Consider the following 20,484-nt stretch of genomic DNA (forward strand, 5'->3'; position numbering starts at 1 on the left):
CGGCGGAAGAGTGGCCGGTTCCTCGTCGGAACGGCCGCTCTGCCCGTTTTCCCCAGGAATGATCGTCGTTCTTCACACGCCGGAAACAACGCGTCACGCGCCGGAAATCGAGCGGTGTCGGTGAAGGAAACAGCCGCCGAGCAAGCTTCCGCGCAACCGGCTGACGGGCGATGCTGCCAGGTCTCAGTCGGAAGGAGGACAACCACACCGAGAGGAGGCAGCGTGGAGATCAACACCGGCAACACCGCCTGGTTGCTCCTGTCGTCTGCGCTCGTGCTGCTCATGACGCCGGGTCTCGCCCTGTTCTACGGTGGCCTGAACCGGTCCAAGGGCGTACTCAACATGATGATGATGAGCTTCAGCTCCATCGGGCTCATCTCCGTTCTCTGGGTCATCTACGGCTTCACCCTGGCGTTCGGCACCAACGGCAATGCCGGGCTCAACAACGTGATCGGCAGCTTCACCCAGTACCTCGGCACGGAGACGAAGTTCATCGGCGAGGAGTGGCTCTTCCTCGGCGCGGGCACCGGCATCCCGACGTACGTCTTCATGGTCTTCCAGATGATGTTCGCCATCATCACCGTGGCCCTGATCAGCGGCGCGGTTTCCGACCGGTTGAAGTTCTCCGGCTGGCTGCTATTCGCCTTCGCCTGGTTCACCCTGGTCTACATCCCGGTCGCGCACTGGGTCTGGGGCGGCGGCTTCATCGGCGCCAAGATCAAGGCGTTGGACTTCGCCGGCGGCACCGCGGTACACATCAACGCCGGTGCCGCGGCCCTCGGTCTCGCGCTGGTCCTCGGCAAGCGGATCGGCTGGCCCAAGGAGAGCTTCAAGCCGCACAACGTGCCGCTCGTCGCGCTCGGCGCCGGCCTGCTCTGGTTCGGCTGGTTCGGCTTCAACGCCGGCTCCGAGCTGACCGTCGACGGCACCACCGCGGTGGCGTTCGTCAACACCCAGGTCGCCACGGCCGCCGCCGTGCTCGGCTGGATCGTCGTGGAGTGGCTGCGCAACGGCAAGCCGACCCTGGTCGGCGCTTCCTCCGGCGCGATCGCCGGGCTGGTCGCCATCACCCCGGCCTGTGGCTTCATCGCCCCGCTTCCGGCGGTGCTGGTCGGCCTCGTCGCCGGCGCGGTCTGCGCCCTCGCGGTGAGCCTGAAGTACCGGTTCGGCTTCGACGACTCGCTCGACGTGGTGGGCGTCCACTTCGTCGGTGGCTGGATCGGGTCGCTCTCCATCGGCTTCTTCGCCACCCTCCAGGTGAACTCCGCCATCGAGGGCTTGGGCGGCGGCGAGGGCCTGTTCTACGGAGGCGGCCTCACCCAGCTCGGCCGTCAGGCGTTGGGCAGCGGGATCGTCACGGTCTACTCGTTCGCCGTGGCCGCGGTGATCGCCCTCGCCGTCAAGGCCCTGATCGGGCTCCGCACCGACCCCGAGGCCGAGGTCGACGGCATCGACGTCGCCGAGCACGCGGAGAGCGCGTACGACCTGTCGCCCAGCACGGGCGGCAGCGGCGGGGGCGCGTTCGCCATGGCCGGGATCGGCGCCGCCAAGCCGGCCCCGGAACCCACCGACGCGGCGGAGGAGCCCGCCGAGCCGGTCAGCGAGAAGGTCGCCGGTTAACGTTCCTGGGATGGAGGGGTTGGACATGAAGCTGGTGACCGCGGTCATCAAGCCGTACCAGCTGGACGCGGTGAAGGAGGCCCTGCACGCCCTCGGCGTGGCCGGCCTGACCGTCAGCGAGGTCCAGGGCTACGGCCGGCAGAAGGGGCACACCGAGGTCTACCGGGGTGCCGAGTACACGGTCGAGTTCCTGCCCAAGATCCGGGTCGAGGTGCTCACCGACGAGATGGACGTCGACAAGATCGTCGACGCCATCGTGGGCGCCGCCCGGACCGGCAAGATCGGCGACGGCAAGGTCTGGGTGACCGGCGTCGAGGAGGTCGTCCGGGTGCGCACCGGCGAGCGCGGGCTCGACGCCCTCTGACGCCGGATCCGACCGACGTGACCTCGTTGACCACGACGACCGACCCCACCGGGGACGGCCGGCCCGTGGTCAACGAGGTCGCCGGCGTACCCGGGGGGATCGGCGCCGAGGCCCGGGCGGCCCGGGCCGACGCCCTGGACGCCTGGCTGCGCGGCATCTTCCCCGCGCGGGACGGCATCGCGCTGATCGCGGTCGGCGGGCTGGGCCGCCGCCAGTGCGCGCCCCACGGCGACCTCGACCTGGTGCTGCTGCACGCCGGGGTGCCCGGCACCGACGAGCTGGCCGCCTCGCTCTGGTATCCGATCTGGGACGCCGGGCTGCGGCTGGACCACTCGGTGCGGACCGTCGCCGAGGCGCTCTCCGTGGCCCAGGACGACGTCAAGGTCGCCCTCGGCCTGCTCGACGCCCGCCACGTGGCCGGCGACCCGGCCCTGGCCGACCAACTCGTCCGCACCGCGGCCGACCACTGGCGGCGGACCGCCGTGCGGCAGCTCCCGCGGCTGCGGGAGATCACCACCGCCCGCTGGGAGACCCACGGCGAGCTGGCCTTCCTCCTCGAGGGCGACCTCAAGGAGGCCGCCGGCGGGCTGCGCGACGTCGGCCTCCTGCGGGCCATCGCCACCGCGGGCGTCACCGACGCGCTCCGCCCCGCCGTGCACGCCGCCCACCGGCGGTTGCTGGACACCCGGGACGCCCTGCACCAGCAGGTCGGCCGCCGGGTCGACCGGCTGGTCGCCCAGGAACGCGACGGCGTCGCGAAGCTGCTGCTCCTGGAGGACGGTGACGCGCTGCTGCGTCGGGTGGCCGGGGACGCCCGGACCGTCAGCCACGCCCTCGACGACGCCTGGCGGGCCGCCGACCGGCTCCGCGCCGGCCGGCACCGGACCGCCGGCGGCCGGCCACTGCGCCGTCCGGTCGCCCGGGACGTGGTCGAGCAGGACGGCGAGCTGGTGCTCGCCCGCGCCGCGATCGGCGCCCGCCCCGACCCGAGCCTGTCGCTGCGGGTCGCCGCCGCGGCCGCCACCACCCGGCTGCCCATCGCCCGGGCCACCTGCGAGTGGCTGGCCGCGTACTGCCCGCCGCTGCCCGCGCCCTGGCCGCCGGCCGCCCGGGCCGCGCTCATCACCCTGCTCGGCGCCGGTCCCGGCCTGGTGCCCGCCTGGGAGACCTGCGACCGGTACGGGCTCGTCGACGGCTGGCTGCCCGAGTGGACCAGGCTGCGCAGCCTGCCCCAGCACAACCCGGTGCACCGGTTCACCCTCGACCGGCACCTGGTGCAGGCCGCGTACGAGGCGAGCCGGCACACCCGCGACGTGGACCGCCCCGACCTGCTGCTGCTCGGCGCGTTCCTGCACGACATCGGCAAGGGCCTCCCGGGCGACCACAGCACCGTGGGCGCGCCCCTGGCGGAGGCGGTGGCCACCCGGATCGGGCTGCCCGAGGACGAGGCGGCGCTGATCGCCAAGCTGGTCCGGCTGCACCTGCTGCTGCCGGACGTGGCCACCCGGCGGGACCTCTCCGACCCGAAGACCGTGGCCGGGGTCGCCGAGCGGGTGGGCGACACCACCACCCTGGACCTGCTGCACGGCCTGGTCCGGGCCGACGCCGCGGCCACCGGGCCGGCCGCCTGGTCGGACTGGAAGGGGCGGCTGGTCGCCGAACTGGTCGCCCGGGTGCGCACCGCCCTGGACACCGGTGTGGTGCCCGCCCCGCCGGCCCCCGACCCGGCGCTGGTCGCCGGGCCGCTGCCGGTCGTACACCTCGGGGAGGACCGGGTGTCGGTGGCCGCGGCCGACCGGCGGGGCCTGCTCGCCACGGTGGCCGGCTGCCTGGCCCTGCACCGGCTGGAGGTGATCTCCGCGGACGCCGCCACGGTCGACGGCCGGGCCCTGGTGCAGTGCCGGGTGCAGCCGCGCTACGGCCTGGCCCCCGACCCGATCGCGCTCCGCGCCGACCTGCGCCGCGCGGTCACCGGCGACGTCTCGGTCACCCAGCGGCTGCGCGGCCGGGCCCTCGCCGCGCGCGCTCAGGGCGCCGCGCCCCGGGTGGTCTGGCACCGGGAGGCGGCCACCGACGCGGTGCTGCTGGAGCTGCGCGCGGCCGACGCGGCCGGGCTGCTCTACCGGGTCACCTGCGCCCTCGACGAGGCCGGCGCCCAGGTGCGGGCGGCCCGGATCTCCACCCTCGGCGGCGACGTGGTGGACGCGTTCTACCTGGTCGGCGGCTGGCCGTCCGACGCCGACCGGGCCCGGGTCGAGGCCGCCGTGCTCGCCGCCGTCTGACTACGTCAGGGGACGTAGTCCGGAAGCCGCCGCCGGGGCGACGTGCCGGCGGCCGCCCGGCGGCACGCTCGGTGGCATGAACCTGCCAGTGCAGACCGAAGGGCTCACCAAACGGTACGGCGGCCTGACCGCCGTGCGGGACCTCCAGCTCACCGTCCGGGCCGGCGAGGTGTACGGCTTCCTCGGCCCCAACGGCGCCGGCAAGACCACCACCCTGCGCATGCTGCTCGGGCTGGTCCGGCCCACCGCCGGCACGGTCCGGCTGCTCGGCCGGCCGCCCACCGCCGGCCGGCTCACCGGGGTCGGGGCGCTGATCGAGGGGCCGGCCTTCTACCCGTACCTCTCCGGCCGGGACAACCTGCGGGTGCTGGCCCGCTACGCCGGGGTCGGCCCCGACCGGGTCGCGCTCGTGCTCGACCTGGTCGACCTGACCGACCGGGCCGGCGACCGCTACGCCGGCTACTCGTTGGGCATGAAGCAGCGGCTCGGCGTGGCCGCCGCGCTGCTCAAGGACCCCCGCCTGCTGATCCTGGACGAGCCGACCAACGGCCTCGACCCGGCCGGCATGGCGGACATGCGCACCCTCATCCGCCGGCTCGGCGCGGCCGGCTGCACGGTGCTGGTCTCCAGCCACCTGCTCGGCGAGGTCGAGCAGGTCTGCGACCGGGTCGGGGTGATCGCCCAGGGCCGGCTGGTCGCCGAGGGCACCGTCGCCGAGCTGCGCGGCGCGGCCGGGCTGCGGCTGCTCGCCGACCCGCTGGACGCGGCGGCCGACCGGGCGCGGGAACTGGTCGGCGCCGAGCGGGTCCGGGTGGTGGACGGCGGGCTGGAGCTGGCCCTCGACCCGGACCGCGCCGCCTGGCTCAACACCGAACTGGTCGGGGCCGGCCTCGCCGTGCGCGAGCTGCGCCCCCGGGAACGGGACCTGGAACAGGTCTTCTTCGACCTCGTGGAGAAGGGAACGGCCGATGTCGCGTAGCTTCCGCGCCGAGACGGTCAAGCTGGTCCGGCGGCCGGCCAGCTGGCTGCTGCTGGCCATCACGCTGGTGCTCTCGCTGATCTTCACCTACGTCTTCCCGTACGCCGGCGTGGCCGGCGGCACCGACGGGCCGAACACCGACCGGGCCCTGCCCGCGCTGCTCCCCGACCACCTGGTCGGGAACTCCCTCGGCGGCCTGCCGGTCTTCCTCGGCTCGATCCTGCTGATCCTCGGCGTGCTCACCGTCGGCGGCGAGTACGGCTGGGGCACCTGGAAGACCGTGCTCACCCAGGGCCCGACCCGGCTGGAGGTGTACGCCGGCAAGCTGCTCGCCCTGGCCGCCGCCGCGCTGGCCGTGGTGCTCGCCGTGTTCGCGGTCGGCGCGGTGACCAGCCTGCTCATCGCGTCCGCCGAGGCGCAGCCGGTGACCTGGCCGCCGGTCGGCGACCTGCTCACCGGGATCGGGGCGGGGTGGCTCATCGCGACGATGTGGGCCATGCTCGGTGCCGTGCTCGCCGTCGCGCTGCGCGCCGTGGCGCTGCCGGTCGGGCTGGGCCTGGTGTGGATGCTCGCGGTGCAGAACCTGCTCGCCGCGATCGCCGCGCCGCTGGTCGACTGGGTGGCCAAGGCCCAGGAGGGGCTGCCCGGGCCGAACGCCGGCTCGCTGGCCGCCGCGCTGGGCGCGCCGGGAGACACCCCGGGGGTGGCCGCCACCGTGGGCGGCGGGCAGGCGGCCGTGGTGGTGGCCGCGTACCTGGTCGGGTTCGCGGCGGTCGGCGCGGTGCTGCTGCGCCGGCGGGACATCGGCTGAGGCGGGGCGGGAGGGGACGTGGACCGCGAGCGTGGCAACCGGGGCCCCTGGCTCCTGGACGGCCTCGTCGCCCTGGCCCTGCTGGCGATCGGGCTGGCCGGCACCGCGCCGGCCGGCCTCAACCAAGGCGTGGGCACCGGGCGGGCCACCTACCCGCTGGTCGTGGTGGCCGCCCTCGCGGTGGCCGTGCGCCGGCGCTGGCCGCTGGCCACCCTGGCCGTGGTCACCGCCGCGAGCACCGCGTACCTGGTGCTCGGCTACCCCTACGGCCCGATCCTGCTGTCGTTCTTCGTCGCGATCTACACGGTCGCCGCGTACCGGCCGTTGCGGCTCGCGGCGGCCGCCGCCGGGGTGGCGCTGCTCGTGCTGCTCACGCACGTCTTCGTCGGGGCGCACCCACCCGGCCTGGTCGGGCTCATGCCGGCCGCGGCCTGGGTGGTGGTGCCGTTCGCCGTGGGGGTCACGGTGCGGCTGGGCCGGGAGAACGCGGCGCGGAACCGCACCGACGAGGCGCGCCGGCTGGCCGACGCCGAGCGGCTGCGGGTGGCGCGGGAGGTGCACGACGTGGTCGGCCACGGGCTCGCCGCCATCCACCTCCAGGCCGAGGTCGCCCTGCACCTGCTGGCCCGCAAGCCCGAGCAGGCCGAGGCGGCGCTCACCGCGATCAGCCGCACCAGCAAGGAGGCGCTCGACGAGTTGCGGGTGACGCTGACCGTGGTCCGCCGCGACGAGGCGGCCGACGAGCGCGCGCCCGCGCCCGGGCTGGCCCAGCTCCCGCAGCTGCGCGAGCGGTTGGCCGGCGCCGGCCTGCCGGTCACCGTCGAGGTGGACGGGCCGGCCCGCCCGCTCCCGGTCGCGGTGGACCTGGCCGCGTACCGGGTGGTGCAGGAGGCGCTCACCAACGTGCTGCGGCACGCCGGCCCGGCCACCGCCACGGTCTCCCTCCGGTACGCGCCCACCGAGGTCGCCGTGGAGGTCACCGACACCGGCCGCGGCGCGGCCGCCCCGGCGGACCGGCCCGGCTACGGGCTGGCCGGCATGCGGGAGCGGGTCACCGCGCTGGGCGGCTCCTTCGCCGCCGGCCCGGCCTCCACCGGCGGGTTCCGGGTGTCCGCCACACTGCCCGTGGAGGAGGTCACATGATCCGCGTGCTGCTCGCCGACGACCAGGACCTGGTCCGGATCGGGCTGCGTGCCCTCATCGAGAGCGAGGACGACCTCACCGTGGTCGGGGAGGCCGCCGACGGGCTCGCCGCCGTCGAGGCGGCCCGCCGGGAACGCCCCGACGTGGTGCTCATGGACGTCCGGATGCCCGGCGTCGACGGCATCGAGGCGACCCGCCGGATCGTCGCCGACCCCGCGCTGGCCGGCACCCGGGTGGTCGTGCTGACCACCTTCGAGCTGGACGAGTACGTCTTCGACGCGCTCCGGCACGGCGCCAGCGGCTTCCTCACCAAGGACACCCGCCCGGCCGAGCTGCTGCGGGCGATCCGGCTGGTCGCCGAGGGGGAGGCGCTGCTCTCCCCGTCGGTGACCCGGCGGGTGGTGCGGGAGTTCGCCACCCGGCCGGCCCGGGTGCCCCGCCCGCACCCCCGGCTCGCCACCCTCACCGACCGGGAGCGTGAGGTGGTGGGCCTGGTCGGCGAGGGGCTGAGCAACGTCGAGATCGCCGAGCGGCTGGTGGTCAGCCCGGCGACCGCCCGGACCCACGTGAGCCGGGCCATGGTCAAGCTGGGCGCCCGGGACCGGGCCCAGCTGGTGGTCTTCGCGTACCAGTCGGGCCTGGTCGTCTCGTGACCGACCGGCGGCGCGGCGGTCGTGATCTCCTGGCGGGGGTCGGGCCGGCGGGAAGCAGTGCGGAGACGGGACCGTTACCCTTGCGGGTAGCCGGACGTGTGCGTGCCGGCCGACTGTGCCCGCCAAACCGACAAACGGGATGTTCGCGTGTTTGACACCTTGAGTGACCGCCTGTCCGGGATCTTCACCAAGCTCCGCGGCAAGGGTCGGCTCACCGACGCCGACATCGACGCCACCGCGCGCGAGATCCGCATGGCGCTGCTGGAGGCCGACGTCGCCCTGCCGGTGGTCAAGGGCTTCATCGCGAACGTCAAGGAGCGGGCGCGCAGCGCCGAGGTCTCCCAGGCGCTCAACCCGGCCCAGCAGATCGTCAAGATCGTCAACGAGGAGCTGATCAACGTCCTCGGTGGCGAGGGGCGGCGGCTCCAGTTCGCCAAGCACCCGCCGACCGTGATCATGCTGGCCGGTCTCCAGGGTTCCGGTAAGACCACCCTCGCCGGCAAGCTGGCCCGCTGGCTCAAGGCCCAGGGGCACCAGCCGCTGCTGGTCGCCGCCGACCTCCAGCGTCCCAACGCCGTCGGGCAGCTCCAGGTGCTCGGCGGTCGGGCCGGCGTCGAGGTGTACGCCCCGGAGCCCGGCAACGGCGTCGGCAACCCGGTGCAGGTCGCGCGCGACTCGATCGAGCACGCCAAGCGGGCCGCCCGCGACATCGTCATCGTCGACACCGCCGGCCGGCTCGGCATCGACGCCGAGATGATGCAGCAGGCCGCGGAGATCCGCGACGCGGTCCAGCCCGACGAGGTCATCTTCGTCATCGACGCGATGGTCGGCCAGGACGCGGTCCGCACCGCCGAGGCGTTCCGCGACGGCGTCGGCATCTCCGGTGTGGTCCTCTCCAAGCTCGACGGCGACGCCCGCGGTGGCGCCGCGCTGTCGGTGCGGGAGGTCACCGGGCAGCCGATCCTGTTCGCCTCCACCGGCGAGAAGCTGGAGGACTTCGACGTCTTCCACCCCGACCGGATGGCCAGCCGGATCCTCGGCATGGGCGACGTCCTCACTCTGATCGAGCAGGCCGAGGCGGCCTTCGACGCCGATCAGAAGGAGAAGATGACCGCCAAGCTGATGGGCGGCGAGCAGTTCACCCTGGAGGACTTCCTCGACCAGCTCATCGCGGTCCGGCGGATGGGCCCGATCGCCAACGTGCTGGCCATGATGCCGGGCATGGGGCAGATGAAGGACCAGCTCGCCGAGCTGGACGACAAGCACTTCGACCGGGTCACCGCGATCATCCGGTCGATGACCCCGGCCGAGCGCACCACCCCGAAGATCATCAACGGTTCCCGCCGGGCCCGCATCGCCAACGGCTCCGGCGTCACCGTCATGGACGTCAACCAACTGCTCAACCGCTTCGCCGACGCGCAGAAGATGATGAAGCAGATGGGCGGCATGATGGGCCTGCCCGGTGGCGGCCGGCGCAAGGCGACCAAGTCGCCGAAGAACAAGCGCAAGGGCACCAAGGGCGGCGGCCGGCCGCGCACCGGCGCCGGGGTGCCGGGCGGCTTCCCGGGCGGCATGCCGCAGCTCCCGCCGGGCCTGGACCCGGGCGACCTGGCCGGCGGCCAGGGCCTGCCGCCGGGCTTCAAGCTCCCGAAGATCGACTTCAACAAGCTCGGCAAGGGCGGTGACAAGCACCCCCGCTGACGCGTGTCGGTGACGGTGGGCGACGCGATCATCACCTAGGGTCGTGTCGCCCCCTGGAAGGAGATGTCATGACCGCGGCCCCGATCCTGCCGGAGCGGCACGAGTGGACGGTCGACGACCTGGGTGACCTGCCCAGGGACCTTCCGTACGAACTGATCAACGGAAGGTTGATCGTGCCGTCGCCGACTGCCGTGCACCAAGAGCTGTGTGTTGAACTGCTGCTCGCGCTTCGCGTCAACTGCCCGCCGGACTACCTCGTCAGCATCGACCTGTCCATGCGGGTCGACCGGCGCAACGAGCCGCGCCCCGACGTGGTGGTGATCCGCCGGCGGCACGCCGACCGCTCGCCGGTCCCGGTCGAGGATGCCCTGCTGGCCGTCGAGGTCGTCTCGCCGACGTCGAACTTCCCTGACATGTACGACAAGGCGAAGGTCTACGCGCACGCCGGCGTCCGGTCCTACTGGGTCGTGGATCCGAGCCAGGAGCGGATCATGCTGACCGAGTACGCGCTGGGCGCGGGCCGCGAGTACGACCAGGTCACCCACACCGAGGACCTGTTCGTCACCGAGAAGCCGTGGAAGGTCTCCGTCGACCTGCCGGCGCTCACCGCCCGGAAGAACGACCTGCTCGCCCCCGAGGGGGAGTGATCCGGTAGGACTGTGCACATGGCTCTGCATGTGCGCGGTGTGCTCCTGCCGGACGACGAGGTCCGGGACGTCTGGCTGGTCGGCGACCGGGTCACCTTCGAACCGGTGCCCGGCGCCGAGACGGTCGTCGACGGCGGCTTCGTGCTGCCCGGCCTGACCGACGCCCACTGCCACATCGGCATCGCCCGCGGCGGCGCCCCGATCACCTCCCTCGACCAGGCCCGCGAGCTGGCCCGCACCGACCGGGACGCCGGGGTGCTGGCCATCCGCGACGCCGGCTCGCCGTACCCGTACCCGGAACTCGACGACGAGCCGGACCTGCCGCGACTGGCCCGCGCCGGCCGGCACGTCGCGCCGCCGAAGCGCTACCTGCGCGACATCGGGGTGGAGGTCGGCGCGGCCGAGTTGGCCGCGACGGTGGCCGCGCAGGCTGCCGCCGGCAACGGCTGGGTCAAGCTGGTCGGCGACTGGATCGACCGCGGCGTGGGCGACCTCGCGCCGGCCTGGGACGCCGACGCCATGACCGCGGCCGTCGCCGCCGCGCACGCCGCCGGGGTACGCGCGGCCGTGCACACCTTCTGCGAGTCCGCCGTGGAGATCATGGTGCGGGCCGGGGTGGACTCGGTGGAGCACGGCACCGGGCTGAGCCTCGACCTGATCGACCTGATGGCCCGGCGGGGCACGGCGCTGGTGCCTACGATGATCAACATCCGGACCTTCGGCCACATCGCCGAGCAGGCCCGCGCGAAGTTCCCCGGGTACGCCGACCACATGCTCGCCCTGCGCGACCGCTTCCCCGAGGTGGTCCGGGCCGCGCACGAGGCGGGCGTGCCGATCTACGTGGGCACCGACGCGGGCGGCGGCATCGACCACGGGCTCGCCGCCGAGGAGATGCTGCTCCTGCACGAGCAGGCCGGCATGTCCGCCGAGGACGTGCTCGCCGCCGCCTCCTGGCGCGCCCGGGAGTGGCTCGGCTTCCCCGGCCTGGTCGAGGGTGGCCTGGCCGACCTGACCGTCTACCCCGAGGACCCCCGCCGCGACCTGCGGGTGGTCCGCACCCCCTCCCGCGTCATCCTCCGCGGCCGCGTCCTCCGCTGACGGCCACGGCTCACCCCGGCGTGGCGGCGGTGTGGAAGAGGTGGAGGGCCAGGTCGGCGAGGCGGTTGGCCGTGTCGTCGACGGGGGTCTGGGGGAGCACGATGTGGCTGACCACCAGGCGGACGATGGTGTCGGCGGCGAACGCCAGGGCCGTCGGGTCGGCCTCCGGCAGGTGCCGGGCGGCCCACTCCAGCAGGGCCCCCGACGACTCGGCGAGCACCAGCTCGGACCGGGTGGTCAGGTAGGGCAGCAGCTCGTCGGAGCCGCCCCGGGCGCTGGTCAGGATCGCCTTGACCAGCGGGTTGTCCGCGGCCGAGGCGAGGGTGTGCCGGATGGCCGCGTAGGCCGCCGCGCGCACGTCGGGACCGTGCGCGTCGAGGGCCGCGCGGACCTCGCCGACGAACCGGTCCACCTCGCGCCGGGCAAGCGCTTCGGCCAGGCCGGCCTTGCTGCCGAACTCGTTGTAGACGGTCTGCCGGCTCACTCCGGCGGCCCCCGCGACCCCGCCCATCCGGACGCCGTCCCAGCCGGCGGCGATCGTCCGCGCGCGGGCGGCGTCCACGATCGCGTCCCGCAGCCGCTGCCGCGACGACTCCGGCTCGGCGCTCCTGGCGCCGCGTGGCTCGGTAGAAAGCTCACCCATCGCCGTCGAAGTCTACGGTCGGCCGGCGCGACACGGCGCGCGCCGACTCCCGGGCGCAGCGGCGGCCCGCCCGGCGCATAGGATGTGCGGTCATGGCACGCGTGCTCACTCCCCGTGCGGAGGACTTTCCCCGCTGGTACCAGGACCTGATCGCCAAGGCGAAGCTGGCCGACAACGGCCCGGTGCGGGGCACCATGGTCATCCGACCGGCGGGCTACGCCATCTGGGAGCGGATGCAGGCCGAGATGGACGCCCGGATCAAGGCGGCCGGCGCGGAGAACGCGTACTTCCCGCTCTTCATCCCGGAGAGCTACCTCAAGCGCGAGGCCGAGCACGTCGAGGGCTTCTCGCCGGAGCTGGCCGTGGTCACCCACGGCGGTGGCAAGCAGCTCGCCGAGCCGGTGGTGGTCCGCCCCACCAGCGAGACGGTGATCGGCGAGTTCATGGCCAAGTGGATCGACTCCTACCGGGACCTGCCGCTGCTGCTCAACCAGTGGGCGAACGTGGTCCGCTGGGAGCTGCGCCCCCGGATCTTCCTGCGCACCAGCGAGTTCCTCTGGCAGGAGGGGCACACCGCGCACGCCACCCGGGAGGACGCCCGGGCCTACGCCCGCCGGATCCTGCACGAGGCGTACGAGGACCTGATGGTCAACGTGCTCGGCATCCCGGTGGTGGTCGGCCTGAAGACCGCCCGCGAGCGCTTCGCCGGCGCGACCGCCACCTACACCTGCGAAGGCATGATGGGCGACGGCAAGGCGCTCCAGCTGGGCACCAGCCACGAGCTGGGCCAGAACTTCGCCAAGGCGTTCGACATCAGCTACTCCTCGGCCGAGGGCGGCCGGGAGCACGCCTGGACCACCTCCTGGGGCACCTCGACCCGGATGCTCGGCGGCCTGATCATGTGCCACGGCGACGACAACGGCCTGCGGGTGCCGCCGAAGCTGGCGCCGGTCCAGGCGTACGTCATGATCGTCAAGGACGGCGAGGGCGTGGGCGAGGCGGCGGCCAAGCTCCGCGACGCGCTGCGCGACGCCGGCGTCCGGGTCGCGCTGGACGACCGGACCGACACGGCGTTCGGTCGCCGCGCGGTTGACGCGGAGCTGCGGGGCTACCCGGTGCGCGTCGAGGTCGGCCCCCGCGACCTGGCCGCCGGCAACGCGGTCGTGGTCCGGCGTACGGACGGGTCGAAGGCGCCGGTCCCGGTCGCCGACGTGGTGGGCGCGGTGCTCGCCGCCCTGGAGGCGGACCAGCAGGCGCTGCACGACCAGGCGCTGGCGTTCCGGCAGTCCCGCACGGTCGAGGTCGGCACGCTGGCCGAGGCCATCGAGGCGGCCGCCACCGGCTGGGCCAAGGTGCCGTGGTCGGCCGTCGGCGTCCAGGGCGAGGCCGAGGCGAACGGCCAGGGCGTCACCGTCCGGTGCCTGCTGCGGGCCGACGGCTCGGTGCCGGACTCCGAGGACGAGCCCGACCTGGTCGCCGTCCTGGCCCGCGCCTACTGAGGTGCGGCCGGACGCTCCGGCCGGCCGGTTCGCGCCGGGTCGGCTGATCCTGCACCGCAACGTGCGGCACGGCCGGCTCGGCTGGGTCCGGGCGGCCCGCGTGGTCTGCGACGACGACCGGGGCCTGCTGCTCTGGGTGGCCCGGAACAGCCCGGTGGCGCACGAGGTGACCGAGGCTGGCCTGGGCATGCGGGCCGTGCCCTTCGCCGAGTGGATCACCTCGTCCTACCGGCTGGCCCGGGGCCGCTGGGGCGGACCGCCGGTGCTGAAGTTCCTGCCCACCGGCGCCGCCCACTCGGTCTGGTGGTTCCGCGACGCGCAGGACCGCTTCCAGAACTGGTACGTCAACCTGGAGGAGCCCGGGGTCCGCTGGGACGACGGCGCGGTGGCCGGGGTCGACATGGTCGACCAGGACCTCGACGTGGTGGTCCACCCGGACCTGAGCTGGGAGTGGAAGGACGAGGACGAGTTCCTCGAGCGCCTCGCCTTCCCCGAGCACTACTGGGTCACCGACGAGAAGGCGGTCCGGGCCGAGGGGGAGCGGGTGATCCGGATCGCCGAGGCCGGCGAGTTCCCCTTCGACGGCACCTGGTGCGACTTCACCCCGCCGGCCGACTGGGACGAACCGGACGAACTGCCACCCGGCTGGGACCGGCCGCCGGTCCGCTGAGCGCGTGTCGTTCGTCACCCGGTGGTCGACCCGGGTGAGCTGTCCGGGTCCGGTGTGAGAGATCCGGGCCGGACATGGCAGAATGGTTCGCTGGTATCCGGCGCGCGTCCGGCGCCCTCTAACCCGGGCGCGTCGCCAGTTAACCGAGCAGTCTCCGGCCCAAACCCCACTGTGCCGGTCGGCGCTCACCCGCCACACCGCCCGCACCGGGCCGGTGAGATCGCAACAGGAGCGAAACAACTGTGGCCGTAAAGATCCGGCTCCTGCGGATGGGCAAGATCCGCAACCCGCAGTACCGCATCGTCGTCGCCGACTCGCGCACCAAGCGTGACGGTCGCGCGATCGAGTTCGTCGGTGTGTACCAGCCGAAGGAGGACCCTTCGGTGATCGAGGTCAAGTCGGAGCGGGTCCAGTACTGGCTGTCCGTCGGCGCGCAGCCGAGCGAGGCCGTGCAGCGCCTGCTGGAGCTGACCGGTGACTGGCAGAAGTTCAAGGGCCTGCCGGCCCCGCCGCCGCTGAAGGTCGCCGCGGAGCGGGCCGACCGCAAGGCGGCGTACGAGGCCGAGGCGAAGGCCGCCGCCGGCGTGGCGGAGACCCCGGCTCCGGCCAAGAAGGCCGCCAAGGCCCAGGCCCCGGCCGCCGAGGCCGAGGCGCCGAAGGCCGAGGAGCAGACCGGTGCCGAGTCCGGCGAGCAGGCCTGACATGGCGCTGCGTCCCGCCCTGGAGCACCTGGTCAAGGGGATCGTCGACCACCCGGACGACGTCCGGGTGCGCATGGTCGACTCCCGTCGGGGCAAGCGGCTCGAGGTCCGCGTGCACCCGGAGGACCTCGGCACGGTGATCGGGCGGTCCGGCCGGACCGCCAAGGCGCTGCGCCAGGTGATCGGCTCCATCGGTGGGCGCGGGGTGCGCGTCGACATCGTCGACTCGTACTGATGCTTCTCATCGTCGGCCGGATCGGCAAGCCGCACGGCATCCGCGGTGAGGTCACCGTGGAGGTGCGGACCGATGAGCCCGAAGCGAGATTCGCCCCGGGGTCGGTGCTGCGCACCGAGCCCGGGGCGATGCCCCGGGCTGAGTCCCAAGAGCGCGTGCTGCGCACCGAGCCCGGGGCGATGCCCCGGGCTGAGTCCCAAGAGCGCGTGCTGCGCACCGAGCCCGGGGCGGTCGCGCCACCGGAGCCCGGGGCCTACCGGGTGCCGGACAAGGTGACCATCGAGTCGGCCCGCTGGCACCAGGGGCGGCTGCTGGTCGCCTTCGAGGGCGTGCTGGACCGCAACGTCGCCGAGGCGCTGCGCGGCACCCTGCTCGGCGTGGACAGCGCCGACGTCGCTCCGCCGGCGGACCCGGAGGAGTTCCTCGACCACCAGTTGGTCGGCCTGGCCGTGGTGACCCCGGCCGGCGAGCGGCTGGGCGAGGTGGCCCGCATCGACCACGCCCCTGCCTCCGACCTGCTGGTGCTGCGGCGCCCCGACGGGCGGACCGCGCTCATCCCGTTCGTCAAGGCGATCGTGCCCGAGGTCGACGTCCCGGGCGGACGCGTGGTGGTGGAGCTGCCCGGCGGGCTGCTCGACCTCTGACTGGAGCCACCCACTGATGCGCGTCGACATCGTGTCGATCTTCCCGGAATACTTCGCCCCGCTGGACCTGTCGCTGATCGGCAAGGCCCGGGCGAGCGGCACGCTGCGGCTGGCCGTACACGATCTGCGGACCTGGACCCACGACGTGCACCGCACGGTCGACGACACCCCCTACGGCGGCGGTCCCGGCATGGTGATGCGGCCGGAGCCGTGGGGCGAGGCACTCGACGCCCTGGCCCCCGACGAGCTGAGCCCGGACGGGCACACCCTGCCCCGGCTGCTCGTCCCGTCGCCGGCCGGCGTTCCGTTCACCCAGGCCATGGCGCACGAGCTGGCCGCCGAGTCGCACCTGCTCTTCGCCTGCGGCCGCTACGAGGGCATCGACCAGCGGGTGCTCGACCACGCGGCGACCCGGATGCGGGTGACCGAGGTCTCCCTCGGCGACTACGTGCTCTTCGGCGGCGAGGTGGCCGTGCTGGTCATCCTGGAGGCGGTCACCCGGCTGCTGCCCGGGGTGCTCGGCAACGCCGGCTCGCTCGACGAGGAGTCGCACGCCCACGGGCTGTTGGAAGCCCCGATGTACACCAAGCCGGCGAGCTGGCGCGGGCACGAGGTGCCCGAGGTGCTCCGCTCCGGCGACCACGGGAAGATCGCCCGCTGGCGGCGCGACGAGGCGCTGCTGCGCACGGCGGGCCGCCGCCCCGACATGATCGTCGCGCTGCCGCCGGAGAGCCTGGACAAGCGGGACCGGGCGGCGCTGGACCGGGGTGGATTTCCGCCGCCGGCGGGGGATGTGGCAAAGTAGAGGGGTTGCCGCATCCGTCCACGCCGTGGGCGGCTGCGAGGACCCTCGACCGGGGTCGGCGTCGCCGGCCACCACCCGGGGGTCAGAATCACCCATCCGCGCACCGACTGACGGTGCGCCGTGAGCCTCGCGAGGACACAGCGATGAACATCCTGGACGCCCTTGACGCCCAGTCGAAGCGCGTTGACCTGCCCGACTTCCGCGCCGGTGACACCGTGAAGGTGCACGCGCGGGTCGTCGAGGGCAACCGGTCCCGGGTCCAGATCTTCCAGGGCGTCGTCATCCGCCGCCAGGGTGACGGTCTGCGCGAGACCTTCTCGGTCCGCAAGGTCAGCTTCGGCGTCGGTGTGGAGCGCACCTACCCGCTGAACAGCCCGGCCCTCGACCGGATCGAGGTCGTGACCCGCGGTGACGTGCGGCGCGCCAAGCTCTACTACCTGCGCGAGCTGCGGGGCAAGAAGGCCAAGATCAAGGAGCTGCGCGAGAAGCAGCCGACGAGCTGAATTTTTGCTCGCCACGCCGTCTGACCTGTGCGGATGTCGTATCGACCAGATCCCATTACCCTGGTCGTACGGGCGCCGGAGGACGGCGCGCCGCGCCCACTCGACGCGGTGTCACAGCGGTCCGCTACCGCCCGTGGGGTCTCCCGAGGAGACTCCCGGGCGGTAGTGTCGTTTCCGCGGACCGGAGAGTGGCATGGTGCAGATGCTTGACGAGGACGGCACCGTCGACCCGTGGCGCCGGCGGGCCCGGCGCGCCCGCCGGCAGATGCCGCTCTGGCAGGAGCTGCCGCTCCTCCTCGTCGTCGCCTTCTGCCTCGCGGTGCTGATCCGCACCTTCCTGCTCCAGGCGTTCTTCATCCCGTCCGGGTCGATGGAGAACACCCTGCTCATCGGCGACCGGGTGCTGGTCAACAAGGTCGTCTACGACGTCCGCGACCCGGTCCGCGGCGAGGTGGTGGTCTTCCGGGGCACCGACCGGTGGGTCGCCCAGGAGGCCCCGGCCCCGCCGACCAACCTTGCCGGCAAGGTCGGCCGCACGCTCGGTGACCTGGTCGGCATCAGCCGGCCCGGGGAGAAGGATTTCATCAAGCGGGTCATCGGGGTGCCCGGCGACCGGGTCTGGTGCTGCGACAACGGCCGGGTCGTGGTCAACGGCGTGCCGCTGGACGAGCGGGGGTACGTCTCCGAGGACTCGCCGGTCGAGCTGCCGCCGAACCCGAAGGAGTGCCGTTCTCGGCAGTTCACCGAGATCGTCGTGCCGCCCGGGCAGATCTTCGTGATGGGCGACCACCGGCTGGTCTCGCAGGACGCCCGGTGCCAGGGGCCCGTGCCGATCGACAACGTGGTCGGCCGGGCCTTCATGATCGTCTGGCCGTCCCAGCGGTGGACCACGCTGCCGGTCCCGGAGACCTTCGCCGACCTGCCGCAACCCAACGCCGCGCCGGCCCGTCCGGCCCCGGTGGATGCCGACCCGGTGGGCGGCGTCGTCCTGATCCTCCCGGTCGCGGCGGCGCTCTCCGTTCTCGCGCGTTCGGGGCGACTGCGCCACGGCCGGGGACGTAGGCTCCACCCGTGATTGACGAGCAGACCGAGAAACCGCGCAGCTCCTTCTGGAAGGAGCTGCCCATCCTCCTGGGTGTGGCGATCCTGGTCGCAGTGCTGGTTCGTGCCTTCGTGCTGCAGACCTTCTTCATCCCCTCCCCGTCCATGGAGAACACTCTCAAGATCGACGATCGGGTGCTGGTCAACAAGCTGGTGTACGACTTCCGCTCGCCGCACCGGGGCGAGGTGATCGTCTTCAAGGCGCCCACCGAGTGGAGCGGCAACCCGGAGGGCGAGGACTTCATCAAGCGGGTGATCGGGGTCGGCGGCGACCACGTGGTCTGCTGCGACCGCACCGGCGGCCAGGAGCGGCTGGTCATCAACGGCAAGCCGATCGACGAGCCGTTCATCTTCCCCGGCAACAAGCCCGCCGACCAGGACTTCGACGTCACGGTGCCGAAGGGCCGGCTCTGGGTGATGGGCGACCACCGGGAGGCCTCCGGCGACTCGCTGGAGCACTGGCAGCAGTCCGGCGAGGACATCACCGAGGCCACCATCCCGGAGGACCAGGTGGTCGGGCGGGCCTTCACGATCTTCTGGCCGGTCGGCCGGGCGGGTTGGCTCAGCGTGCCCGAGCAGTTCGACGGCATCCCCAATCCCTGACCCCGGAGGGCGTGGGCGTTCGTCGGAGGCGTCTGGCAGGCTTGTGCGGTGACCGTCTACACCCCTCGTCGCGCGGCCCGGGTGCTGCTCGTCGACGCGTCCGACCGGGTGCTGCTGTTCGAGGGCAGTGATCCGGCCCGGCCGGGCCACCGCTACTGGTTCACCCCCGGCGGCGGCCTCGACCCGGGGGAGACCCCGGCCGCGGGCGCGGCCCGCGAGCTGGCCGAGGAGACCGGGCTGCGGCTGGCCCCGGCCGAGCTGGGCGCGCCGGTCTGGGCGGAGACGGTCGAGTTCCCGTTCGACGGGGTCTGGTACCGCCAGGAGCAGGATTTCTTCCTGGTCCGGGTGCCGACCTGGGAGGTCGACACGGCGGGCTTCAACGAGATCGAGCAGGCCAGCATGCACGGCCACCGCTGGTGGTCGATCGCCGAGCTGGTCGGGACGACCGAGCGCCACTATCCGCCGGACCTGGCGGACCGGCTCACCCGGGCGCTCGCCGGAGGTGGCCCGTGCTGACCCCGCCGCGCACCGTGGTGCGCCGCGACGGCGGCCTCTACGCGCTGGAGCGGGCCCTGCAGCGGCGCGGCTTCCGGCACGTCGCCGGCGCCGACGAGGCCGGCCGGGGCGCCTGCGCCGGGCCACTGGTGGCCGCCGCCGCGGTGCTGCCCGAGGGCCGGCGCGGCGAGATCGACGAGCTGGCCGACTCCAAGCTGCTCACCCCGGCGGCCCGGGATCGGGTCTACGACGAGGTGGTGGCGCGGGCCCTGGCGTACGCCGTGGTGGTCATCCCCGCCGAGGAGGTCGACGCGCGGGGGCTGCACGTGTGCAACCTGGCCGCCATGCGCCGGGCGCTCGCCTCGCTGACGACCCGGCCGGAATACGTGCTGACCGACGGCTTCGGGGTGGACGGGCTGGACGTGCCCGGGCTGGCGGTCTGGAAGGGGGACCGGGTGGCTGCCTGCGTGGCGGCGGCGAGCGTGCTCGCCAAGGTCACCCGGGACCGGATCATGGTGGAACTGGACGAGCGGTACCCGGGCTACGGCTTCGCCGAGCACAAGGGCTACATCACCCCCGAGCACAGCGCCGCGCTGCGCGAGCGGGGGCCCTGCCGGGAACACCGCTTCTCGTACGTGAACGTGGCCACCGTCTCCGGACGGGACGGGCGGCCGCCCCGCTCCCGCCGGCCGGCCGCCGGCACCTCGGACGAGGCGCTCTTCGGCGCCCCGGACGAGGCGTTCGCCGATGGCCCGGACGAGCCGATGGAGCGCTCCGGCGCGCCAGGGGGTACCGTCGGCGTGGCGTTGGGCGAGCAGCCGCGACCTCCGGCGTCGGTGGGGGAAGATGTGGTCATGGAAGGCGGAGTGCGATGAGCGCGGAAGATCTCGAGAAGTACGAGACCGAGATGGAGCTGCAGCTCTACCGGGAGTACCGCGACATTGTCCGCCAATTCTCCTACGTGGTGGAGACCGAGCGCCGCTTCTACCTGGCGAACCAGGTCGACCTGCACGTGCGTAACTCGGACGGCGAGGTCTACTTCGAGGTCGAGATGCACGACGCCTGGGTGTGGGACATGTACCGCCCCGCCCGATTCGTCAAGAATGTCCGCGTAATGACGTTCAAGGACGTCAATGTGGAAGAGCTCGAAAAGCCCGACATCTCGCTTCCCGCAGACTCCGGATTCGGCGGCTGACCCGACCCGAACGGCCGGCGGGCCCGCCGGCCCGACCCCCGCCCCGAGGCGGTTGTATCCGCCCCCAAGACCCCCAAGTCCCGGGGGGCCAG

23 protein-coding genes are annotated in these 20,484 nt (G+C 73.4%); 22 read left to right on the forward strand and 1 reads right to left on the reverse strand.

What is annotated here, in order from left to right:
- The first annotated feature begins 222 nt into the window (after positions 1 to 222).
- The 10 genes from ABZV78_RS19700 (at position 223) to ABZV78_RS19745 (ending at position 11,298) form a co-directional block, all read left to right on the forward strand.
- Positions 223 to 1,620: an ammonium transporter gene (locus tag ABZV78_RS19700; RefSeq protein ID WP_355640458.1), complete on the forward strand. Its 1,398-nt coding sequence runs from the start codon at positions 223 to 225 to the stop codon at positions 1,618 to 1,620.
- A 25-nt stretch (positions 1,621 to 1,645) separates the two neighbouring features.
- Entirely contained in the window at positions 1,646 to 1,984 is a 339-nt protein-coding gene (locus ABZV78_RS19705) for a P-II family nitrogen regulator (RefSeq protein WP_013284578.1), read from the forward strand.
- A gap of 17 nt (positions 1,985 to 2,001) precedes the next feature.
- Entirely contained in the window at positions 2,002 to 4,266 is a 2,265-nt protein-coding gene (locus tag ABZV78_RS19710; RefSeq protein ID WP_355640460.1) for a [protein-PII] uridylyltransferase, read from the forward strand.
- Positions 4,267 to 4,342: 76 nt separating this feature from the next.
- Entirely contained in the window at positions 4,343 to 5,245 is a 903-nt protein-coding gene (locus tag ABZV78_RS19715) for an ABC transporter ATP-binding protein (protein ID WP_355640461.1), read from the forward strand.
- Entirely contained in the window at positions 5,235 to 6,056 is an 822-nt protein-coding gene (locus ABZV78_RS19720) for an ABC transporter permease subunit (protein WP_355640463.1), read from the forward strand. The genes ABZV78_RS19715 and ABZV78_RS19720 overlap by 11 nt, the downstream gene beginning before the upstream one ends.
- A gap of 18 nt (positions 6,057 to 6,074) precedes the next feature.
- Positions 6,075 to 7,199 carry a sensor histidine kinase gene (locus tag ABZV78_RS19725; RefSeq protein ID WP_355640465.1) on the forward strand — a complete coding sequence of 375 codons (1,125 nt, stop codon included), beginning with the start codon at positions 6,075 to 6,077 and terminating at the stop codon, positions 7,197 to 7,199.
- On the forward strand, positions 7,196 to 7,852 hold the full coding sequence (locus tag ABZV78_RS19730) for a response regulator transcription factor (RefSeq protein WP_355640467.1): 657 nt from the start codon (positions 7,196 to 7,198) through the stop codon (positions 7,850 to 7,852). Before ABZV78_RS19725 ends, ABZV78_RS19730 begins: the two co-directional genes overlap by 4 nt.
- A 147-nt stretch (positions 7,853 to 7,999) precedes the next feature.
- Positions 8,000 to 9,553, forward strand: coding sequence for a signal recognition particle protein (gene ffh / locus ABZV78_RS19735; RefSeq protein WP_355640469.1), 1,554 nt, complete (start codon positions 8,000 to 8,002; stop codon positions 9,551 to 9,553).
- Positions 9,554 to 9,621: 68 nt separating this feature from the next.
- The gene (locus tag ABZV78_RS19740) at positions 9,622 to 10,200 is read left to right on the forward strand and encodes a Uma2 family endonuclease (RefSeq protein WP_355640471.1); all 579 of its coding nucleotides are present in this window, start codon (positions 9,622 to 9,624) and stop codon (positions 10,198 to 10,200) included.
- Positions 10,201 to 10,218: 18 nt separating this feature from the next.
- Positions 10,219 to 11,298, forward strand: coding sequence for an amidohydrolase family protein (locus ABZV78_RS19745; protein ID WP_355640472.1), 1,080 nt, complete (start codon positions 10,219 to 10,221; stop codon positions 11,296 to 11,298).
- Between the two features lie 10 nt (positions 11,299 to 11,308).
- On the opposite strand, the gene ABZV78_RS19750 is transcribed toward ABZV78_RS19745, so the two are convergent.
- Entirely contained in the window at positions 11,309 to 11,941 is a 633-nt protein-coding gene (locus tag ABZV78_RS19750) for a TetR family transcriptional regulator (protein ID WP_355640474.1), read from the reverse strand.
- Between the two features lie 92 nt (positions 11,942 to 12,033).
- Here ABZV78_RS19750 and proS point away from each other — a divergent pair, with 92 nt between their 5' ends.
- The 12 genes from proS (at position 12,034) to ABZV78_RS19810 (ending at position 20,392) form a co-directional block, all read left to right on the forward strand.
- On the forward strand, positions 12,034 to 13,440 hold the full coding sequence (proS, locus tag ABZV78_RS19755; protein WP_355640476.1) for a proline--tRNA ligase: 1,407 nt from the start codon (positions 12,034 to 12,036) through the stop codon (positions 13,438 to 13,440).
- A 1-nt stretch (position 13,441) separates the two neighbouring features.
- Positions 13,442 to 14,110 (forward strand): DUF402 domain-containing protein, encoded by a 669-nt coding sequence (locus ABZV78_RS19760; protein WP_355640478.1) that lies wholly within the window; start codon positions 13,442 to 13,444, stop codon positions 14,108 to 14,110.
- A 242-nt stretch (positions 14,111 to 14,352) separates the two neighbouring features.
- The gene (gene rpsP / locus ABZV78_RS19765; RefSeq protein ID WP_212837558.1) at positions 14,353 to 14,811 is read left to right on the forward strand and encodes a 30S ribosomal protein S16; all 459 of its coding nucleotides are present in this window, start codon (positions 14,353 to 14,355) and stop codon (positions 14,809 to 14,811) included.
- Entirely contained in the window at positions 14,786 to 15,046 is a 261-nt protein-coding gene (locus tag ABZV78_RS19770) for an RNA-binding protein (protein WP_030500803.1), read from the forward strand. The genes rpsP and ABZV78_RS19770 overlap by 26 nt, the downstream gene beginning before the upstream one ends.
- Positions 15,046 to 15,690, forward strand: coding sequence for a ribosome maturation factor RimM (gene rimM / locus ABZV78_RS19775; protein WP_355640480.1), 645 nt, complete (start codon positions 15,046 to 15,048; stop codon positions 15,688 to 15,690). Before ABZV78_RS19770 ends, rimM begins: the two co-directional genes overlap by 1 nt.
- 16 nt (positions 15,691 to 15,706) lie before the next feature.
- Positions 15,707 to 16,495, forward strand: a complete 789-nt coding sequence (gene trmD / locus ABZV78_RS19780; RefSeq protein WP_355640482.1) for a tRNA (guanosine(37)-N1)-methyltransferase TrmD — start codon at positions 15,707 to 15,709, stop codon at positions 16,493 to 16,495.
- Between the two features lie 143 nt (positions 16,496 to 16,638).
- Positions 16,639 to 16,998 (forward strand): 50S ribosomal protein L19, encoded by a 360-nt coding sequence (gene rplS / locus ABZV78_RS19785; RefSeq protein WP_189193895.1) that lies wholly within the window; start codon positions 16,639 to 16,641, stop codon positions 16,996 to 16,998.
- Positions 16,999 to 17,191: 193 nt separating this feature from the next.
- The gene (lepB, locus tag ABZV78_RS19790) at positions 17,192 to 18,073 is read left to right on the forward strand and encodes a signal peptidase I (RefSeq protein WP_355640484.1); all 882 of its coding nucleotides are present in this window, start codon (positions 17,192 to 17,194) and stop codon (positions 18,071 to 18,073) included.
- Positions 18,070 to 18,702, forward strand: coding sequence for a signal peptidase I (lepB, locus tag ABZV78_RS19795; RefSeq protein WP_355640486.1), 633 nt, complete (start codon positions 18,070 to 18,072; stop codon positions 18,700 to 18,702). The genes lepB (ABZV78_RS19790) and lepB (ABZV78_RS19795) overlap by 4 nt, the downstream gene beginning before the upstream one ends.
- 48 nt (positions 18,703 to 18,750) lie before the next feature.
- Entirely contained in the window at positions 18,751 to 19,218 is a 468-nt protein-coding gene (locus ABZV78_RS19800) for an NUDIX hydrolase (protein ID WP_355640488.1), read from the forward strand.
- Entirely contained in the window at positions 19,212 to 20,072 is an 861-nt protein-coding gene (locus ABZV78_RS19805; RefSeq protein ID WP_355640490.1) for a ribonuclease HII, read from the forward strand. The genes ABZV78_RS19800 and ABZV78_RS19805 overlap by 7 nt, the downstream gene beginning before the upstream one ends.
- Positions 20,069 to 20,392 carry a DUF2469 domain-containing protein gene (locus ABZV78_RS19810; protein ID WP_007075222.1) on the forward strand — a complete coding sequence of 108 codons (324 nt, stop codon included), beginning with the start codon at positions 20,069 to 20,071 and terminating at the stop codon, positions 20,390 to 20,392. Before ABZV78_RS19805 ends, ABZV78_RS19810 begins: the two co-directional genes overlap by 4 nt.
- Positions 20,393 to 20,484: the final 92 nt, after the last annotated feature.

The organism is Micromonospora sp. NPDC004540 (assembly GCF_040610095.1).
Classification (GTDB): Bacteria; Actinomycetota; Actinomycetes; order Mycobacteriales; family Micromonosporaceae; genus Micromonospora.

Excerpts from the sequence above, each read along its gene's own strand:
- ABZV78_RS19705 (WP_013284578.1), top strand. The coding sequence starts at position 1,646 with ATGAAGCTGGTGACCGCGGTCATCAAGCCGTACCAGCTGGACGCGGTG.
- ABZV78_RS19715 (WP_355640461.1), top strand. The coding sequence starts at position 4,343 with ATGAACCTGCCAGTGCAGACCGAAGGGCTCACCAAACGGTACGGCGGC.
- ABZV78_RS19720 (WP_355640463.1), top strand. The coding sequence starts at position 5,235 with ATGTCGCGTAGCTTCCGCGCCGAGACGGTCAAGCTGGTCCGGCGGCCG.
- ABZV78_RS19730 (WP_355640467.1), top strand. The coding sequence starts at position 7,196 with ATGATCCGCGTGCTGCTCGCCGACGACCAGGACCTGGTCCGGATCGGG.
- ABZV78_RS19740 (WP_355640471.1), top strand. The coding sequence starts at position 9,622 with ATGACCGCGGCCCCGATCCTGCCGGAGCGGCACGAGTGGACGGTCGAC.
- ABZV78_RS19745 (WP_355640472.1), top strand. The coding sequence starts at position 10,219 with ATGGCTCTGCATGTGCGCGGTGTGCTCCTGCCGGACGACGAGGTCCGG.
- ABZV78_RS19750 (WP_355640474.1), bottom strand. The coding sequence starts at position 11,941 with ATGGGTGAGCTTTCTACCGAGCCACGCGGCGCCAGGAGCGCCGAGCCG.
- proS (WP_355640476.1), top strand. The coding sequence starts at position 12,034 with ATGGCACGCGTGCTCACTCCCCGTGCGGAGGACTTTCCCCGCTGGTAC.
- rimM (WP_355640480.1), top strand. The coding sequence starts at position 15,046 with ATGCTTCTCATCGTCGGCCGGATCGGCAAGCCGCACGGCATCCGCGGT.
- trmD (WP_355640482.1), top strand. The coding sequence starts at position 15,707 with ATGCGCGTCGACATCGTGTCGATCTTCCCGGAATACTTCGCCCCGCTG.
- rplS (WP_189193895.1), top strand. The coding sequence starts at position 16,639 with ATGAACATCCTGGACGCCCTTGACGCCCAGTCGAAGCGCGTTGACCTG.
- lepB (WP_355640484.1), top strand. The coding sequence starts at position 17,192 with ATGGTGCAGATGCTTGACGAGGACGGCACCGTCGACCCGTGGCGCCGG.
- ABZV78_RS19810 (WP_007075222.1), top strand. The coding sequence starts at position 20,069 with ATGAGCGCGGAAGATCTCGAGAAGTACGAGACCGAGATGGAGCTGCAG.